At 64.8% G+C, this 15,125-nt stretch carries 16 protein-coding genes; 10 read left to right on the top strand and 6 right to left on the bottom strand.

What is annotated here, in order from left to right; all coding sequences use genetic code 11:
• Positions 1-60: 60 nt before the first annotated feature.
• Positions 61-438, bottom strand: coding sequence for a DoxX family protein (locus tag OHS03_RS13445; RefSeq protein WP_328663037.1), 378 nt, complete (start codon positions 436-438; stop codon positions 61-63).
• A gap of 324 nt (positions 439-762) precedes the next feature.
• On the opposite strand from OHS03_RS13445, the gene OHS03_RS13440 reads away from it, so the two are divergent.
• From OHS03_RS13440 to OHS03_RS13425, 4 genes are all read left to right on the top strand, one after another.
• On the top strand, positions 763-1,407 hold the full coding sequence (locus tag OHS03_RS13440) for a TetR/AcrR family transcriptional regulator (protein ID WP_328663036.1): 645 nt from the start codon (positions 763-765) through the stop codon (positions 1,405-1,407).
• 192 nt (positions 1,408-1,599) lie between these two features.
• Complete coding sequence (locus tag OHS03_RS13435; RefSeq protein WP_056809371.1) at positions 1,600-2,043, top strand: hypothetical protein; 444 nt, start codon at positions 1,600-1,602, stop codon at positions 2,041-2,043.
• Between the two features lie 161 nt (positions 2,044-2,204).
• Positions 2,205-2,516 carry a hypothetical protein gene (locus OHS03_RS13430; protein ID WP_328663035.1) on the top strand — a complete coding sequence of 104 codons (312 nt, stop codon included), beginning with the start codon at positions 2,205-2,207 and terminating at the stop codon, positions 2,514-2,516.
• Positions 2,513-3,184 carry a 2'-5' RNA ligase family protein gene (locus OHS03_RS13425; protein WP_328663034.1) on the top strand — a complete coding sequence of 224 codons (672 nt, stop codon included), beginning with the start codon at positions 2,513-2,515 and terminating at the stop codon, positions 3,182-3,184. The genes OHS03_RS13430 and OHS03_RS13425 overlap by 4 nt, the downstream gene beginning before the upstream one ends.
• Positions 3,185-3,277: 93 nt before the next feature.
• Here the strand turns inward: OHS03_RS13425 and OHS03_RS13420 are convergent, their stop codons facing one another.
• Together OHS03_RS13420 and OHS03_RS13415 are read right to left on the bottom strand one after the other, a co-directional pair.
• Positions 3,278-4,981 (bottom strand): alkaline phosphatase D family protein, encoded by a 1,704-nt coding sequence (locus tag OHS03_RS13420; protein ID WP_328663033.1) that lies wholly within the window; start codon positions 4,979-4,981, stop codon positions 3,278-3,280.
• Between the two features lie 142 nt (positions 4,982-5,123).
• Positions 5,124-6,413, bottom strand: coding sequence for a GAF domain-containing protein (locus OHS03_RS13415; protein WP_328663032.1), 1,290 nt, complete (start codon positions 6,411-6,413; stop codon positions 5,124-5,126).
• 254 nt (positions 6,414-6,667) lie between these two features.
• Between OHS03_RS13415 and OHS03_RS13410 the strand changes: the two genes are divergently transcribed.
• From OHS03_RS13410 to OHS03_RS13395, 4 genes are read left to right on the top strand one after another with little or no spacing between them, the layout of a single operon-like run.
• Complete coding sequence (locus OHS03_RS13410; RefSeq protein ID WP_328663031.1) at positions 6,668-6,997, top strand: PadR family transcriptional regulator; 330 nt, start codon at positions 6,668-6,670, stop codon at positions 6,995-6,997.
• A gap of 2 nt (positions 6,998-6,999) precedes the next feature.
• Complete coding sequence (locus OHS03_RS13405) at positions 7,000-7,377, top strand: DUF1048 domain-containing protein (protein ID WP_328663030.1); 378 nt, start codon at positions 7,000-7,002, stop codon at positions 7,375-7,377.
• The gene (locus tag OHS03_RS13400) at positions 7,377-8,189 is read left to right on the top strand and encodes an ABC transporter ATP-binding protein (protein ID WP_328663029.1); all 813 of its coding nucleotides are present in this window, start codon (positions 7,377-7,379) and stop codon (positions 8,187-8,189) included. The genes OHS03_RS13405 and OHS03_RS13400 overlap by 1 nt, the downstream gene beginning before the upstream one ends.
• On the top strand, positions 8,186-8,947 hold the full coding sequence (locus OHS03_RS13395; RefSeq protein ID WP_328663028.1) for an ABC transporter permease: 762 nt from the start codon (positions 8,186-8,188) through the stop codon (positions 8,945-8,947). Before OHS03_RS13400 ends, OHS03_RS13395 begins: the two co-directional genes overlap by 4 nt.
• A 78-nt stretch (positions 8,948-9,025) precedes the next feature.
• On the opposite strand, the gene OHS03_RS13390 is transcribed toward OHS03_RS13395, so the two are convergent.
• Both OHS03_RS13390 and OHS03_RS13385 read right to left on the bottom strand, forming a co-directional pair.
• The gene (locus OHS03_RS13390) at positions 9,026-10,972 is read right to left on the bottom strand and encodes a potassium transporter Kup (protein WP_407942481.1); all 1,947 of its coding nucleotides are present in this window, start codon (positions 10,970-10,972) and stop codon (positions 9,026-9,028) included.
• Positions 10,973-11,180: 208 nt separating this feature from the next.
• A complete protein-coding gene (locus tag OHS03_RS13385; RefSeq protein WP_328663027.1) occupies positions 11,181-12,119 on the bottom strand; it encodes an alpha/beta hydrolase family protein in 939 nt (312 codons plus the stop codon).
• 180 nt (positions 12,120-12,299) lie between these two features.
• Between OHS03_RS13385 and OHS03_RS13380 the strand changes: the two genes are divergently transcribed.
• Positions 12,300-12,698: a MerR family transcriptional regulator gene (locus tag OHS03_RS13380; protein WP_328663026.1), complete on the top strand. Its 399-nt coding sequence runs from the start codon at positions 12,300-12,302 to the stop codon at positions 12,696-12,698.
• Positions 12,699-13,250: 552 nt separating this feature from the next.
• The gene (locus OHS03_RS13375; RefSeq protein WP_063915369.1) at positions 13,251-13,694 is read left to right on the top strand and encodes an NUDIX hydrolase; all 444 of its coding nucleotides are present in this window, start codon (positions 13,251-13,253) and stop codon (positions 13,692-13,694) included.
• 133 nt (positions 13,695-13,827) lie between these two features.
• Here OHS03_RS13375 and OHS03_RS13370 read toward each other — a convergent pair whose 3' ends face one another.
• Positions 13,828-14,562, bottom strand: a complete 735-nt coding sequence (locus OHS03_RS13370; protein ID WP_328663025.1) for a dienelactone hydrolase family protein — start codon at positions 14,560-14,562, stop codon at positions 13,828-13,830.
• Positions 14,563-15,125 lie beyond the last annotated feature (563 nt).

Genomic DNA, 15,125 nt, shown 5'->3' with positions numbered 1-15,125 from the left:
TCGGAGTGCTGCCCGATGGTCACGGTTCTCGTGTCAACGCCGACAGCTGATCGCGACGACTCAGAATGCTTGCGGGCCGATTCGTTCCACCGCGACAAACACCGACAGTGCCAGCAGCACAATGGTTATCCCGACGTTCGACCATTCGCCGCGGCGTCCGTGCGTGATGGCCGCGCCGGCCATGATCGCCGCGAGGCCGATGGCGGCAGCGGGCACCAGCCAGGTGGCGATGTCGAACACGCCGGGCAGGATCAGGCCGAGTGCACCGGCGACTTCGGCCGCGCCGATGAACTTGATCAGGCCTTCCGGGAATGACTCGGCCCAGCCCATTTTTGGGTCGGCGATGAGCTGTTCTTTGGTTTTGGCGAGTTTCATCGAACCGGCCATGAGAAACATCGCGGCCAGCAGGCCGGAAACGATCCAGACGACGATATTCATGCCGCGACTCCGGTCTGCAAGGGCAGCGGGGCGCCGACCCAGGCCTCGACCTGATCCGAGTATCAGGTTCGCGCTCTCATCGTACTGCGGCGCGGGACGGCAATCGATGGAGTTCTCGAAGGCGGCAAATTCATCGGCTGTGGATAGAGAACATGCCGGTCACTGTGAGCGGGTGCCTGCGCTTGCACTGTCGGCTGTGCCTGTTCGGTCGACCCGCAGGTGCGGCAGAGTGTTGCGTTCGTTGTGGTCGCCGATCATCAAGCCGATGAGCCGCGAACGACCTTTTGCACACCTTTGCGCAGGTGTGGGATGGTGGTGGGTGAAATGACGGACGTGACTGCGACGACGCACTCGACCACCGTCGGCCTCGGGCCGCGCGCACTGGCCAACCGGCGACGCATCGTCGCTGTGGCCGGGGACGAGTTGCTGCGAAATCCCCTGGCGAGTATGGAAGACATCGCCGTTGCCGCGGGGATGGTCCGCCGCACCCTCTACGGTCATTTCCCCACCAGGGAAGCGCTGATCGACGGCATGCTCGACGAGGCCTTCGAACAGGTCGGTCGCGCACTCGACGGTATCGACACCGCGCAACCGCCCGCCCGGGCGACCGCGGATATGACGGTCGCGCTGTGGGCTGTCGGCGACGAGTTCCAGCTGCTGCTGCGTCTGGACGAAGCCGGGTCGCGGGCCCGGATGGCCGACCGGCTCGCGCCCGTCCGCGCCCGGTTGGTCACGTTGATAGCGGCTGGTCAAGCCGACGGAACCTTCGCTGGTCACCTTCCCCCCGCGGCGTTGGCCAGGGTACTCACGGCGCTGGTGCTAGAGCTGCTGAAGGCGCACAGCGATGGTGAATGGGGCGGTGCCGAAGCCGCGCGTGACGCTGCCCTGGCTTGCCTGATCGCGGTCGGCGTCGACCGTTCCGGTGCCGCGGAGATAGCCCGGTCCGCCGCCGAGGCCGCGCAGCACTGATCGCAGGTGCGCTCGTCGGGCGATCGCTCGTTGAAACATGCTGTCCGCGAATGGATCCAAGGTGTGCTGTCCGGCACGAACCCGGGTGGGTGTGAGTCCCTTCACGAGTTCTTGCACATCGGTGTGCAATAGACGTAGTTTCACAGCTACGTGCAATTGCACGAAGGTGTGAAAATGTCGAAGGAGCGGGATATGACCAGCCAGGTGGCAACTGTGCGCATGGCGTACGCGACCAAGACCTCCACCGGGGGTGCCCCCGTCGATGTGTCCTCGTGGACGCTGCGCGGTGTGGGCGCGATCCGCGTCCTGTACGGCCTCGTCCCGTTGGCCACGCTGATCCTGGGGACCGATGTCGGCACCGGAATGGCCGTGCCTGTCTTCGTCGTGGTCGGCCTGGTGTCGGTCTTGCTCGGCCTGGCCACCGTTGCGCTGACTCCTCGGCTACTGAGCCGCGACGATGCTGTCCTGACCGCCGTCGGTGTCGATGCGATCCTCGTGGTCCTCGGCGTGGCCGCGCTCATGGTGGGCTGGGATCAGTTCACGGTCGCCGCCGCCGCGGTCGTCCTCGGCGGGGTGGTGATCGGGGCGTTGTCCGCGGCGGTCGTCGCGATCGTCACGGCGGTGCGCGAAGCCTGATCCGCTGACGCAGTGTGAAGTGCCCGAGCGGCGCCCCCGGAATTCCGGAGGCGCCGTTCGTGATTGGATGAGGCGCGGTTCCTTGCCAATGCAGGGCTTCGAGGGTGACGGTGATGTGAACGTTGGATCGTTCGAGGGGAAAACTCGGCGATAATGACGGTGTGCGACGCATGGTGGACCAGGCGTACGATCTGGTCACGAGTGATAATGCCCCGGATGGAGTGCTACGCAGCATCTCGTTGGGAAGCTACAGTGCTGCACAGGTGGCAGGAAATGTCGCGACATCATATCTGTCGTTGGCGATGCCGAACAAGGTCGAGCAGGATGCCGAGCTCGCGTTGGCGGGCATGAACAATACGAACTCTCCTTGGGGAAGGTCGCTGATTATGATCGACGTGGCCGAAAGGTGGCGGGATGCCTCGCAGTTGAAGGGCGTCCGGGATGCGTTGGCCAGTAAGGACGTTGAGAAGTGACCGGAAATGTGGACAGCCTTCGTCCCCGTCCGCTCGAAAACGGCCCGCTCGGCTATTATTGGTTCCTGACCTTCGATCATGCTTCGGAGCTTCATTCGCGGATCAAAGAATGCCAGCAGGCTATCGATCCGGCGTACTTCAAGACCACGCCGATCGACGGCCTTCACCTGACGTTGGATCGAATTTCTCGCCCTTACACGTGCACGTTCGAACAACGTGCTGCTATTGCAGTAGCTGCGCAGCGTGCCTGCCGAAACCTGCGGCCGTTCAGCTTGTCCGTTGATCGGTTGACCAACATACGTGGTGCGATCGGCTTCGTTATCTCACCCGCGGCGCCGGTGACGGAACTTCGTGACGCGCTGCGTGCGGCAACGACCTCCGTTTTGCCGCAGGCGTCGCTGGAAGAATCTGTGTCGGATCCCCATGTGACGATCGCGGACCCAGTTTTCGAAGGACTGGAAGAAATGGCTGCCGCGGCCGCAGCGACGGCTGGCACTACTCTCCACGGCTTCGATGTTGTGACCACCGAGGCTGCGCTGGTTTCACTCGAACTTCGGGACAACTCCTATACGTGGGATGTCATCGAACGGATCGAACTGGGTCGGGGCAGCCGAAGCCGTTTGGCTGAAGCGGGATTCCCGGTTATGCGCCGTCGACCCTTTCCGTAGGGTGCCCGATGACCACGACGTCGCCGCAGCGCGTGCTGTGCATCGGAATCCGGTCACCGCACGATGAGGGCCGGCTGGCCCCGACCTGGTCCTTCATGGATCTCGGCGTAAGTCGCTTCGGGGCGAGCCGTCCGTCTCGGTCGACAGCACCACATCCGCGACCGTCGTCAAATGTGGACGGCCGCCGTCGGTGCTCACCTGCTCCAGCACGAGGCGGCTGGTCCGACCGCGCAGATGCAGCGTCGCTATCTGGTTGCCGAAGAAGGGGCCGGTGATCCGACTCCACTCGACCGACACCGGGGGAACGGTGGACACCCGGTTGAGGAGGAAACGCGTCACCCGTTCGGCGGCCCGACTCCACGAGACGCGGAAGATCACCTTCATGGCGGTCGGAACGTAGTTGTGCATCGGCGAACAGGTCAGCTGGTAGACCCGCGACCTCACGGCGTCGGGGAACTGCGCTTGCGCGGCATAGGCGTGGTGAACGTCGCCGGACAGCACGCAGATCGTGGCGGGCGCCCGTCCTGCCGGGCTGCTGCACTGTCCACGCCCGACGCGGGCGATGAGCCGGGCGAGCCGGTCGAACGAATCTCGGAAGGCGGCCCAATGTTCCAGATCCGCTGAACGCCGCAATCTTTCGGACCATCCGGCCACACGTCGGCCCCGCACCCCTGAGACCATGCGCTCATTCCACGACTCCAGGTCGTGGAGGGCGCGCGGCAGCAGCCACGGGAGCGAGGTCCCCAACAGCAGGTGGTCGTAATCGCCCTCGGTCTGTTGTTCGATCCACGAGAACTCGGGTTCGGAGACCATCGACCGCGTGCCGCCGCCGAGTATTCGACCGCACCGTGAATCGATGACGAGCAGCCGGGTGGTGCCGAGATCGCGGCGATACGACCACAGCGCCCCCTTGGCGCCGTCGGCTTCTTCGTCCGCTGCGGATGCGAAATCGCGGAGCAGCTCCGCGCAGTCGCCGCCCTCGGATCGGATCCGCTGGTAGAGCTCGTTGTCGGCCAGGGCTGCGGGCGAGAGGTTGCCCAGGTGCTGGTAGATCCAGTACGACGACAACGCGCCCACGATGCGTTCCTCCCACCAGTCGGTGGTCTTGATCTCGTCACGCCACGATCTGGAGGTGTTCCAGTCGTCGATGACGTCGTGGTCGTCGAAGATCATCGACGACGGAACTGTGGACAGCAGCCAGCGCACCTGAGGGTCGGACCATGACTCGGAATAGAGCCACGTGTACTCCTCGAAGTTGCGGATCTGGGCGCCCGGGGGTTGGTCGAGGTCGTGCAACTCGTCGATGCGACGGAGGATCTCCGGGGACAGCTCATCGGCGTAAACCTGGTCGCCGAGCAGTACCAATGCGTCGGGCAGATCTTCGGGTGGGCGTTCCATGACTCGCCGCGCATAGGCGTCGAGAGCGTCGGCGTCGAAGTTGTCGTCGTCCTGCGTCGCCGTCGGTGTGGCGAATCGGCACGAGCCGAAGGCGAGGATCAGATCGGCGTCGCCGCTGAGCGTGCGAATAACGGACGGGTACGGGGCGTCGGGCAGCGGCCAGACGCGATCCCCATCGAGACTGACCTCGTACCGCGTGACGGAACCGGCCGCCAGTCCGGTAATCAGGACGAGAGCGTAGTGGTGTCCGGCGATGGTCCAGGTGTGTTCGCGGTGGCCGAGGACCTCGACAGTGCACGGTGCCGACGTCTCGACCCAGACGGTGGCGTCGCATTCGCCGACGTGACGCAGCAACGGACCCAGAACCAGCTCGGCCTTACTTTCCGGCAGTCGTGCCATCAGTCCAGACTATGTCGTAAACCGGCTGTCGAGCGGGGCATTCGCCCCTCATCTCTTGCCGGGCGGGATCCGTCGGATCCGACCAACGCTACGACTGCGGTCGGAACGATGGCAACCAGTGGTGCGGGCTGATTCAGCGCGATCAGCGGTTGCGGTAGGCGGCGAGGCCACCGAGATCTTCGTTGGCGATGAATACCGAACTCACGTTGAGCAGGGCGTGTTCGACGTGGTCGGGGCAACCCCACGCCGCGTCACCCCAGGAATCAGCGACCTTGATCTCGGCCGGTTCGCTACACCCCGCTGACCCGCCGAGCTCGCAGTGCTCAGGACGCGGCACAGCCGCCAGCGCGGCTGCGGCACTGTGCATTCGGGCGCTGAGTTCGGCGGCCGCTTCGGCGCGCTGCTCGGCCTCGGTACGTAACTGGTGTTCGGTGCGCAGGGCTGTGGCCAGCTCTTCGCGCGCGGCTTCGGCTTGTGCCTCGGCAGCTGCTTTCGCCTGCTCGATGTGATGGCGCTCGATGGCCAGACCCGCGGTGTCGGCGAAGACCCGAGCGAGCGCGAGATCGCTGTCCTGCGGGGAGCGCGGGCTGCGGTGATACATGGCGAAGGTTCCCAGAAGGGTGCTGTCGCGGGCCAGAATCGGCGTCGACCAGCACGCCGCCAACTGCGCGCGCCCGGCCAGCGCCCGGAAGTCGTCCCAGAAGGGATCGGTGCAGATATCGGTCACAATGACCGGTTCGCGCCGATGCGCGGCGGTGCCACACGAGCCAACGCCTTCGCCGGTGGCGATCCCGTCGATGGCTTCGTTGTAGAAGTCGGGCAGGCTCGGCGCGGCACCGTGGCGTAGATGTCGCCCGTCCGGGTCGGCGAGCAGCACCGAGACCAGTACCTGTTCGGGTGCGAGATCCTCGATCGCGCGCGCCATGCCGTCCAGAACCTCGGCCAGGGGCGCTTGGCGGGCGATCTGTTCGACCAAGGCGCGCTGCTCGGCCATCAGCCGGTGCGCGTGTTCGAGTTGGGTGGTCTCCACACCGATCAACCGGATCCCGGTCACCGACCCCTCGTCGTCGCGCAGTGGTTCGTAGCTGAAATCGAAGGAGGACCGGACCTTGTGGGCGCGGGCGCCCAGCAGGACCGGAACGGCATGACTGGTGTGGGGTTCACCGGTGCGATAGACCTGATCCAGGACGGCAAGAACACCGTGCTCGATCAGTTCGGGCACCAGCTCGGCGAGCGGAATCCCGGTGTGTGCGGGGTCTTTTCCGATCGCGGCGAAGAACGCGTGGTTTGCCGTATCGACCAGGTGCTGCGGGCCCGCGAGCGAGACGAATACCGCGGTGGACTGCCCGAACAGTTCCCGCAGGTCCTGCTCGCTCGCCGAATCCAGCACGCGGGCATCGGGTTCGGTTCGGCTTCGGGCGGGGGTTGTCACTACGTGCCTCTCGTCTGCGGAAGAGTGGATTGATCACCCGGCATCGACGAGGCACCACCGGTGCCGAACGCTACCGGGCTTGCCGCAGGGTTGCCAATGGGGTGGTCGCGTGACCAGTCAGCAGGTCGTGCGGGATCATCGCGGCCGCCAACCCTATGACGATGCCACCCCCTATTGAGTGTTGCTAAGTACTGGTAGTCGGCGTTACTATCTACTGGTAGTTAGTGTCACTGAGTAGGTAGAGGAGGTGCGTCGTGGGCAAGCAGATGACGGAAATGCTGAAGGGCACGCTCGAGGGCATAGTGCTCGCGATCTTGTCGGTGCGGTCCGCCTATGGCTACGAAATCACCGCGTGGCTGCGTGGTCAGGGCTTTTCCGACATCGCCGAGGGCACCATCTACGCCCTGCTCGTCAGGATCGAGAAGCGCGATCTGGTCGACGTCGAGAAGGTTCCGTCGGAGAAGGGGCCGCCGCGCAAGGTGTACACCCTCAACGCAGCGGGTCGGGAATACCTCGACGAGTTCTGGGGGACGTGGAGCTTCCTCGCAGGACGGCTGGAGCAGCTCCGCGAAGGAGGGAAGTAGACATGGTCAAACGTTGGATCGAGAAGGTCACCGGACCGTTCGAGGACAAGCGGCGCTACCGGCAGTACAAGGAACGGGTGAAGCAACTCCCGCCGAGTTATCGCACGACGGTCGAGGCACTGGACCGGTACCTGATGTACCGCGGGGCGATCACCAACGGTGACGTCCTGATGGAAATGGCAGAGGACCTCGCCGATCTGTTCGAGCAGAACGCCGCAGCCGGCGTTCCGGTTCGGGCGATCGTCGGCGAGGACCCGGTGGAGTTTGCGGAGACGTTCCTGGCGAACTACTCCGACGGTCAGTGGATCGACACCGAGCGGCGACGACTGACCGCCGCCATCGAACGGGTCGAGCAGGAAGAAGAAGGGGGGTCGCGCTGATGTCGACACAACCGGCAATTCGCGTGCGGGGTCTGGAGAAGTCCTTCAAGGACTTGCGCGTCTTGCGCTGCGTGGACTTCGACGTGGCGCGGGGCAGCATCTTCGCGCTGCTCGGCTCGAACGGGGCAGGCAAGACCACCGTCGTGAGAATTCTGTCCACGCTGCTCACAGCCGATGCGGGAGCGGCCGCGGTCTGCGGCTTCGACCTGGCCACGCAGCCGGAAAATGTGCGCGAGTCCATCAGTCTCACCGGCCAGTTCGCCGCCGTCGACGAAATCCTGAGCGGGCGTGAGAATCTCGTGCTGATCGCGCATCTGCGCCGCCTCGCGAACCCGGGTGCGATCGCCGATGAGCTGCTCGAGCGGTTCTCGCTGACCGAGGCCGGGGCGCGGAAGGTGGCGACCTATTCGGGCGGCATGCGCCGTCGTCTCGATATCGCCATGAGTCTCATCGGGAACCCGCCGGTCATCTTCCTCGACGAGCCGACGACCGGGCTCGACCCGCAGTCACGGATCGAGGTGTGGAAGACCGTCAAGGGACTCGCCGACAACGGCACGACAGTGCTGCTCACCACGCAGTATCTGGACGAGGCCGAACAACTCGCCGACCGGATCGCGATCCTGCACAAGGGGCGGATCATCGTCAACGGCACCCTCGCCGAACTCAAGGGACTGCTGCCACCCGCGAAGGTCGAATACGTCGAGAAGCAACCGACACTCGAGGACGTCTTCTTCGCCATCGTCGGTGACGACAGCACCGTCGACGTCGACGAGGTCGCAGCGTCGGCGCCGACAAGTAAGGAACAGCGATGAACACCCGATTCTTCGGCGACACCGGCTACCTGCTCGGTCGTTCCCTGCGCCACATCGCGCGCAGCCCGGACACCATCATCACCACTGCGATCACGCCGATCGCGATGATGCTGCTGTTCGTCTATGTGTTCGGTGGTGCGATCGACTCGGGGTCGGAATCGTATGTGAACTACCTGCTGCCGGGTATCCTGCTCATCACGATCGCATCGGGTATCTCCTACACGGCCTTTCGGCTCTTCCTGGATATGAAGAACGGCATCGTCGAGCGATTCCAGTCGATGCCGATCGCACGGTCGTCGATCCTGTGGGCACACGTGCTGACCTCGCTGGTCGCCAATCTGATCTCGGTGGCGATCGTCGTGGTGGTCGCCGTGCTCATGGGTTTCCGGTCCGGGGCGGGAGTGCTGGCGTGGCTCGCGGTCGCGGGGATCCTGGGGCTGGTGACCTTGGCCTTGACGTGGCTGGCGGTCATCCCCGGCCTCACCGCGAAGTCCGTGGACGGTGCGAGCGCGTTCTCCTATCCGCTGGTCTTCCTTCCGTTCATCAGCTCGGCGTTCGTGCCCACCGACAGCATGCCCGGTCCGGTGCAAGCCTTCGCCGAACATCAGCCGGCGACTTCCATCGTCAATACGATCCGGGACCTGTTCACCCAGCAGCCCGTCGGCGCCGGTATCTGGGTCGCACTGGGGTGGTGTGCCGGAATACTCGTCGTCGCCTACTTCGTCGCCACGGCTACCTATCGCCGCAAGGTCTCCTGACCCGCGGGCGGCTGAACGCTCGAGCGATGTCGAAGGAACTGTGCATCCAACACAATTCGCGGGCTGACGATCAGAGCTTCAGACGTCGATGTGGGAGCCCATGATGACGGTGCGATCGCGGGGTAGGGAGAAGTAGTCGGCGGCGTCGGCGGTGATGTGCGAGGTGGCGATGAACAGTCGTTTGCGCCACGTCGCCATGGTCGGTTGGTCGCCGCGACGGAGTTCGATCTTGGAGACGAAGTAGGAGGCGCGATCGAGGTCGAGCCTTCCTTCTGTCGCCGAGGCATCGAGATGCCGCAACGCCGCGGGGATATCGGGACGTTCGGCGTAGCCGTAGCGGGCGGTGACGTGGATGATGCCGTCGTCGCCGTGCCCGAGGTGGTCGATGGTGAGCCGTTCGGTGAACGGGACACGGGGAACGGGGTCGGTGGCGATGCTCACGATCGCGACGTGCTCGTGTCGGATGTGGTTGTTCTCGACATTGGCGCGCATGGCCAGCGGGGTCGTCTTCTTGCCCCGGTTGAGGAAGATCGCCGTGCCGGGGACCTCGACCGTCCTAGGCTGTCCTTCGCGGAGTTCGTCGACGAATTCCTGCAGCGAACCTTCACGCTGTTCGCGTGCCGCGGTGACGATGTCGCGCCCGCGTTGCCAGGTGGTCATCACCGTGAACGCGATGATGCCGATGAGCAGCGGTAGCCAGGCGCCGTGCACGATTTTGGTGAGGTTCGCCCCGACGAACAGCAGATCGATCCCCAGCAGCGGCACCGCACCGAGCGCGAGCAGCCAGAACGGGGTACGCCAACGTGCGCGGGCGACATAGAAGAACAGCAACGTGGTGATGGTGATGGTGCCCGTGACCGCCATCCCGAACGCGTAGGCGAGGGCGTGGGAGCTGCGGAACGCGAAGACCAGGACCAGGACTGAGACCATGAGCAGCCAGTTGATCCACGGGACATAGATCTGACCGATGGTGGATTCGGAGGTGTGCACGATCCGCAGTCGCGGCAGATAGCCGAGTTGAGCGGCTTGGGAGGCGACGGAGAACGCGCCGGTGATCACGGCCTGAGCGGCGATGACCGTCGCGGCGGTGGCCAGCAGGACCATCGGGAGTCGACCCCAGCCAGGGACGAGGAGGAAGAACGGGCTGGTGATGTTCGCTGGGTCGGACAGGATCAGCGCGCCTTGGCCCATATAGCTGAGCATGCAGGCCGGGAACACCAGAAACAGCCAACCTCGGGCGATCGGTCGCCGCCCGAAATGACCCATGTCGGCGTAGAGGGCTTCGGCGCCGGTCACCGCGAGGACCACCGCGGCGAGTGCGAAGAACGCGATGTCGAAGTGGCCGAACAGAAATCCCAGCGCGTAGGTCGGTGAGATCGCCTTCAGGATCTCCGGATTGTCACTGATGCCCGCGATCCCGGCTACCCCGATCGCGGTGAACCACGCGATCATCACCGGCCCGAATACCCGTCCGACGACCGCGGTTCCCTTGCGCTGCACCAGGAACAGGATCACGATGATCACCGCGGTGATCGGGATGATGAACTCCTCGAACGAGGGCTCGACGATCTTCAATCCCTCGACAGCCGAGAGAACCGAGATCGCCGGGGTGATCATGGAGTCGCCGAAGAACAACGAGGCACCGAAGATCCCCAGTGCCGCGAGTAAAGCCGCGGTCCGCTTACCGCCCGGCGCGCTCCAGCGCCGCAACTGCGTGATGAGCGCCATGATGCCGCCCTCGCCGTCGTTGTCGGCCCGCATCGCCAGCGTCACATAGGTGATCGTCACGATCACCGTCACCGACCAGAAGATCAGCGAGACGATCCCGAACACGTTGTTCTGGCTCACCGGCACAGGATGCGGGTCCGCCGGATCGAACACCGTCTGCAGGGTGTAGATCGGGCTGGTGCCGATGTCACCGAACACCACACCCAGCGCGGCGACGATCGCCGCAAGGCGCACGACTTCACGCCCGGTCCCGTGTCCGGTCGGGGCCGATGAGGCGGTGGTCGATGTTTCGGTCACAGGCCGTCCTTCCGTAGCGAGCACCCGACGGGCGACGCGGTCGTGACGATATCGCCTGTGACCTCGATTCGATCGTGCGACAAGTGAACTATTCACGATCTTTGCGGATCGACTCAGCCGTCGTGTTCGACGACTCGAACGTCACCTGCCACCACACGACCGGAGTCGGGTCTGGTTTCGAGCTTGTTCGCGACCACGCAGCACACTGCTATTCGGATTCCAGCCGTCCCAGCGGGTGCGCGGGCGTGAGTACGGTCTGGGCGGTGGTCCAGCCGCTGTGATCGAGACCGGCGACGTGACGGAGGTAGGCGAGGGTGACCTGCTGTATCAGCGCGACCCGGTCGGGGTTCTCGTCGGTGGTCTCGCTGACGTGTTCGCCGGAGATACCGCCCAGGAAGTGCTGGCCGCCGAACACGGTGAGCAGGCTCTTGTTCGTCTGGCTCAGCGTGTAAGGGTCGGTCGTCCAAGCCGGCCCGCGGGTGGTCAGCGGGAGGTTGTCGTCGTCGCCGGCGATCACCAAGCCTGGGGCGTTGATGTGCGAGAAGTCCTGGTCTCGCAGCCACGGAAGATGTTCGCGAGCGAAGGTCGTGAGTTCTGTGCCGCCGCGTCCCGCGGTGGCGAGTTGGATACTGGCCATGACTCGTGGGTCCGAGAGGTCCTCCGCGATCCCGGTTTCCGGGTCGGTGACGCGCAAGCCGACCAGGATTCCCGCGGTCTGCCCACCGAAGGAATGCCCCGCGGCGATGATCCGGTCGTGGTCGACTCGACCGCGCAAACCGGGCACCGATGCCGCCAATACGGAAAGATCGTCGAGAATCCGCGTCATGTCCTGCACACGGTGACGCCACAGTCGCGGCTTGCGCGGATCCTCGGCTGCCAGGGCGAACCGCTTCGAGTCCAAATGCGTAGCCTGGATGACCACGAATCCGTGCGAGCTCCAGTAGTCGACCAGCGGCCCGTAGCCATCCATGCTGGAGCCGAATCCGTGCGCGAAAAGCACGACCGGTAGGTCATTGCCGGTGACCGGGGCGGAAACCCGCACCTGGAGGTCTTCACCACGGCCGGATATGGGCACCCTGAGCGGTTTGACGGTGACGGTCGGTGTGGGTGCGGGGTCGGCCAGGCCGGTTGCGGGGTGAATGACCATGAGTGACACATTCTTTCGGTTCGGTCACGCGGCGCGCTAGATCGCGGGTGCGTGCTTCGGGCAGGTAGCCGACGGTGAGCTGCCAGGACTTCCGTTGCGGATGGGTACCTCGACTACGCTAAAACTTGACGTCGGTGTCAGAGGCAAGCAGTCGTGTCATGGATCACGCGAAGGGTTCGAATGCGTATCGGCGAATTGGCTCGCCGGACCGGGGTTTCAGCCCGGGCCCTGCGGTACTACGAACAGCAGAACCTGCTGCGTGCCGAGCGTAGTTCCGGCGGTCAGCGCCAGTACTCCGACACCGCCGTGGATCAGGTACTGCTGATTCAGCAGTTGTATGCCGCGGGCTTGTCCAGTCGAACCATCGGCGAGCTCACGCCGCATCTGGTGAACGGCCGCGCCACCCCCGCCCTTCTCGGCCGCCTCGAGGTGGAGCGTGATCACTTGCGCCAGAGCATCATCGAACTGGAGCGCACCGAACAACACCTTGATTCGGTCATCTCCGCTGTTTCGGCCAATGTGAGCACCGGCGCAGTGTGCGGTCGAGAAACCCGGGCACAGGGGTGGAACGGGACCTAGGCGTGTCGATGCGGGGTGCTGAGGTCGCGAAGGTCTCGGCGGATTTTGGTCGACAGTTCGATGAGTAGGCGGTGAGGCCGATCACGGTGCCGTGTGCGTCATCGGTGGGCGCGGATGGCCAAACGCGGTTTCCTTCAACAACATCCCGCCATGCCAGTCGGACCGGGGCGACCGCGTCGCCGCCTTTGCCGATGATCAGGTCGAGACGTTCGTCGCTGAGATGGTCGAGGGTCGCGTGGTGTCGGCCGAACGCGTCGTAACCGACGTCTTCAGCCCATCGGGACAGTTCGACGACCTCGCGGAAACGGGCCCGTTTCCTCCGCGGCTGCTGGGCGGAATCCGGTGCTGTGCTCGGGAACCAGGCCTTTGCCTTTGGGGTAACGAGCACAGTCGGCTCGGTACCGCCGTAGATCTCGACGCGTTCGCGAAGATATTTGGAGCCGATTGTCGCCGGATGAGCCCGGCACCGAGCACAATTGAGAAGGAGCCACCACCGAGTGGCTCCGACGACACGCGGCTACGCTGCCAGACCGAAGGTTGGTGAATCCACCGATGGCGATACCTATGTACGACGAGGTCCTACCGCGCGGCGAACGCGATGGATTCGGACTACGCGTCGGCGCGATCATCGACCGTGGCGGAGAAGTGTTGCTCCTGGAAGTCAACAGCACCGGCCCCATCCGCCTCACCCACAAACTCCCCGGCGCCACGGTGGGACCCGGAGAATCAGTTGCCCAGGCGCTCGTGCGGGGAGTCCGCGAGGAAACCGGCCTGACCGTCACCGACATCCGACATCACGTCGGCGACTTCGACTATCTGTCCCCAGCCGGAAAACCGGTGCGACGTCTACACTTCGCCGTCGACGTGAAAGCCACCAGTCCCATCCGCCTCTCGGAGCACGCCGGGTATCTGTGGGTGTCATTGGACCGAGAGCTGTTCGTCACGCCCTCGATCCGCAACATCCTCGGGACATACAAGGCTCTCCCCGCCCCCTGAGCGACCGACATCGGACGGCGGGTGCCGGTCAGTGCGCTGAGTGCGGCCACCGCTATCGAGGACCGCGAGTTGTCCTCGATAGCGGCTCCTGGCCGACGGCTCTATTGTCTGGAGTCGGCCCGACCGTCCGGCATCACTTCAGGTGCCGGGTGAAGAACCGGTTCGCCTCCTCGCCGGCGTGCTGCGGGACGCCGGTGTGCCCACCCATATTGGCGTGCAGCGTCTTCTCCTCGGACCCGAAGGCGTCGAACAGATCCAGGGCCATTTGCCGGTCGTTGCCTTCGTCGTCCCATTGCAGCAGGACGTGCAGCGGAATGGTGACCTGCCGGGCCTCCTCGAGGATGGCGCGGGGCACGAAACTACCGGCGAACAGAACGGCAGCCGCGATGCGCGGCTCGACCACCGCCAGCCTGGTGCCGATGGAGATCACCCCGCCCGAGTAGCCGACCGGGCCACCGATCTCGGGCAGCGAGAGAAGGGCGTCCAGGGTGGACTGCCATTCTGGGACGGCCTTTTCGACTAGCGGCAGGACGAGCCGGTCGACGATCTCGTCGTCGACCGGCTCGCCAGCCGCCACCGCCCGTTGCAGGTCGGTGCGGGCCTGATCGGTGGCGGCCGAACGTGGCCGGTCACCGCTGCCGGGGAGCTCGATGGTGGCCACGGCGTAGCCCTCCGCCACGGAGTGCCGGGCCCGGGCCAGCAGTCGCGGGTACGCCGTGCGCATTCCGAGGGGAGGGGGGCTGACCAGGATCAGCGGCATCGGTACGGATGCGGATCCCGGCGTCCACAGGATTCCGGGGATCTCGCCGAGGGCGAATTCGCGTTCGAGGATGTCGTCGTCGAGGCGCTGTTCGGTAATGAATTGCATGGTCGTGCCTTTCGGGGAGTGCTGTTGAACGGCGCTCCCAGACGACCTATCGCCCGACCGTGACCCCAGGGGGGAGCACCCATGTCGATACTGCGTTCACGGGTACCACCTCCTCATTCCCTGGCACGGACTCCGGAAAGGTAGCAGTGGTCGCAGTCGTTCGCCAACGGGTTTTTGCGGTGGCTCCGAGTTGGACGTACTCGGTCGCCGACCGACCAGGTCGACGGTCCCCGCATCGCCTCGTGGGTGAACCTCCTCGACAAGGGCGCATAGAGCCACTCTGTACGAAGTGTTCAGCTAAACGCATGCTCATCGGCAGATGTGGACATTCGCGATCACTCGGTAGGCGGCATTTCCGTGTGTTCGGTTATGTGGCGCCGTCGAGCTCACGAGTAGACGGCAAACAGGCATCGGCGATTGTCGCGGTGTCCCAATAGAAAGGTCGGATCTCGGTGGTCCGCCCGCCGGTCACGGTGATCGTCTGCAGGATAGGGAAATCCAGCTCTCGACCGGTGGCCCGGGACCGGGCTGCGGCGGGTCCACACCGGCTCGCCGCGCGGGGC

The sequence above is a fragment of the Nocardia salmonicida genome, from assembly GCF_036142455.1.
Lineage (GTDB): Bacteria > Actinomycetota > Actinomycetes > Mycobacteriales > Mycobacteriaceae > Nocardia > Nocardia salmonicida.
The sequence above is the reverse complement of the archived record's forward strand: the minus strand, read 5'-3'. Positions and strand labels throughout refer to the sequence as shown.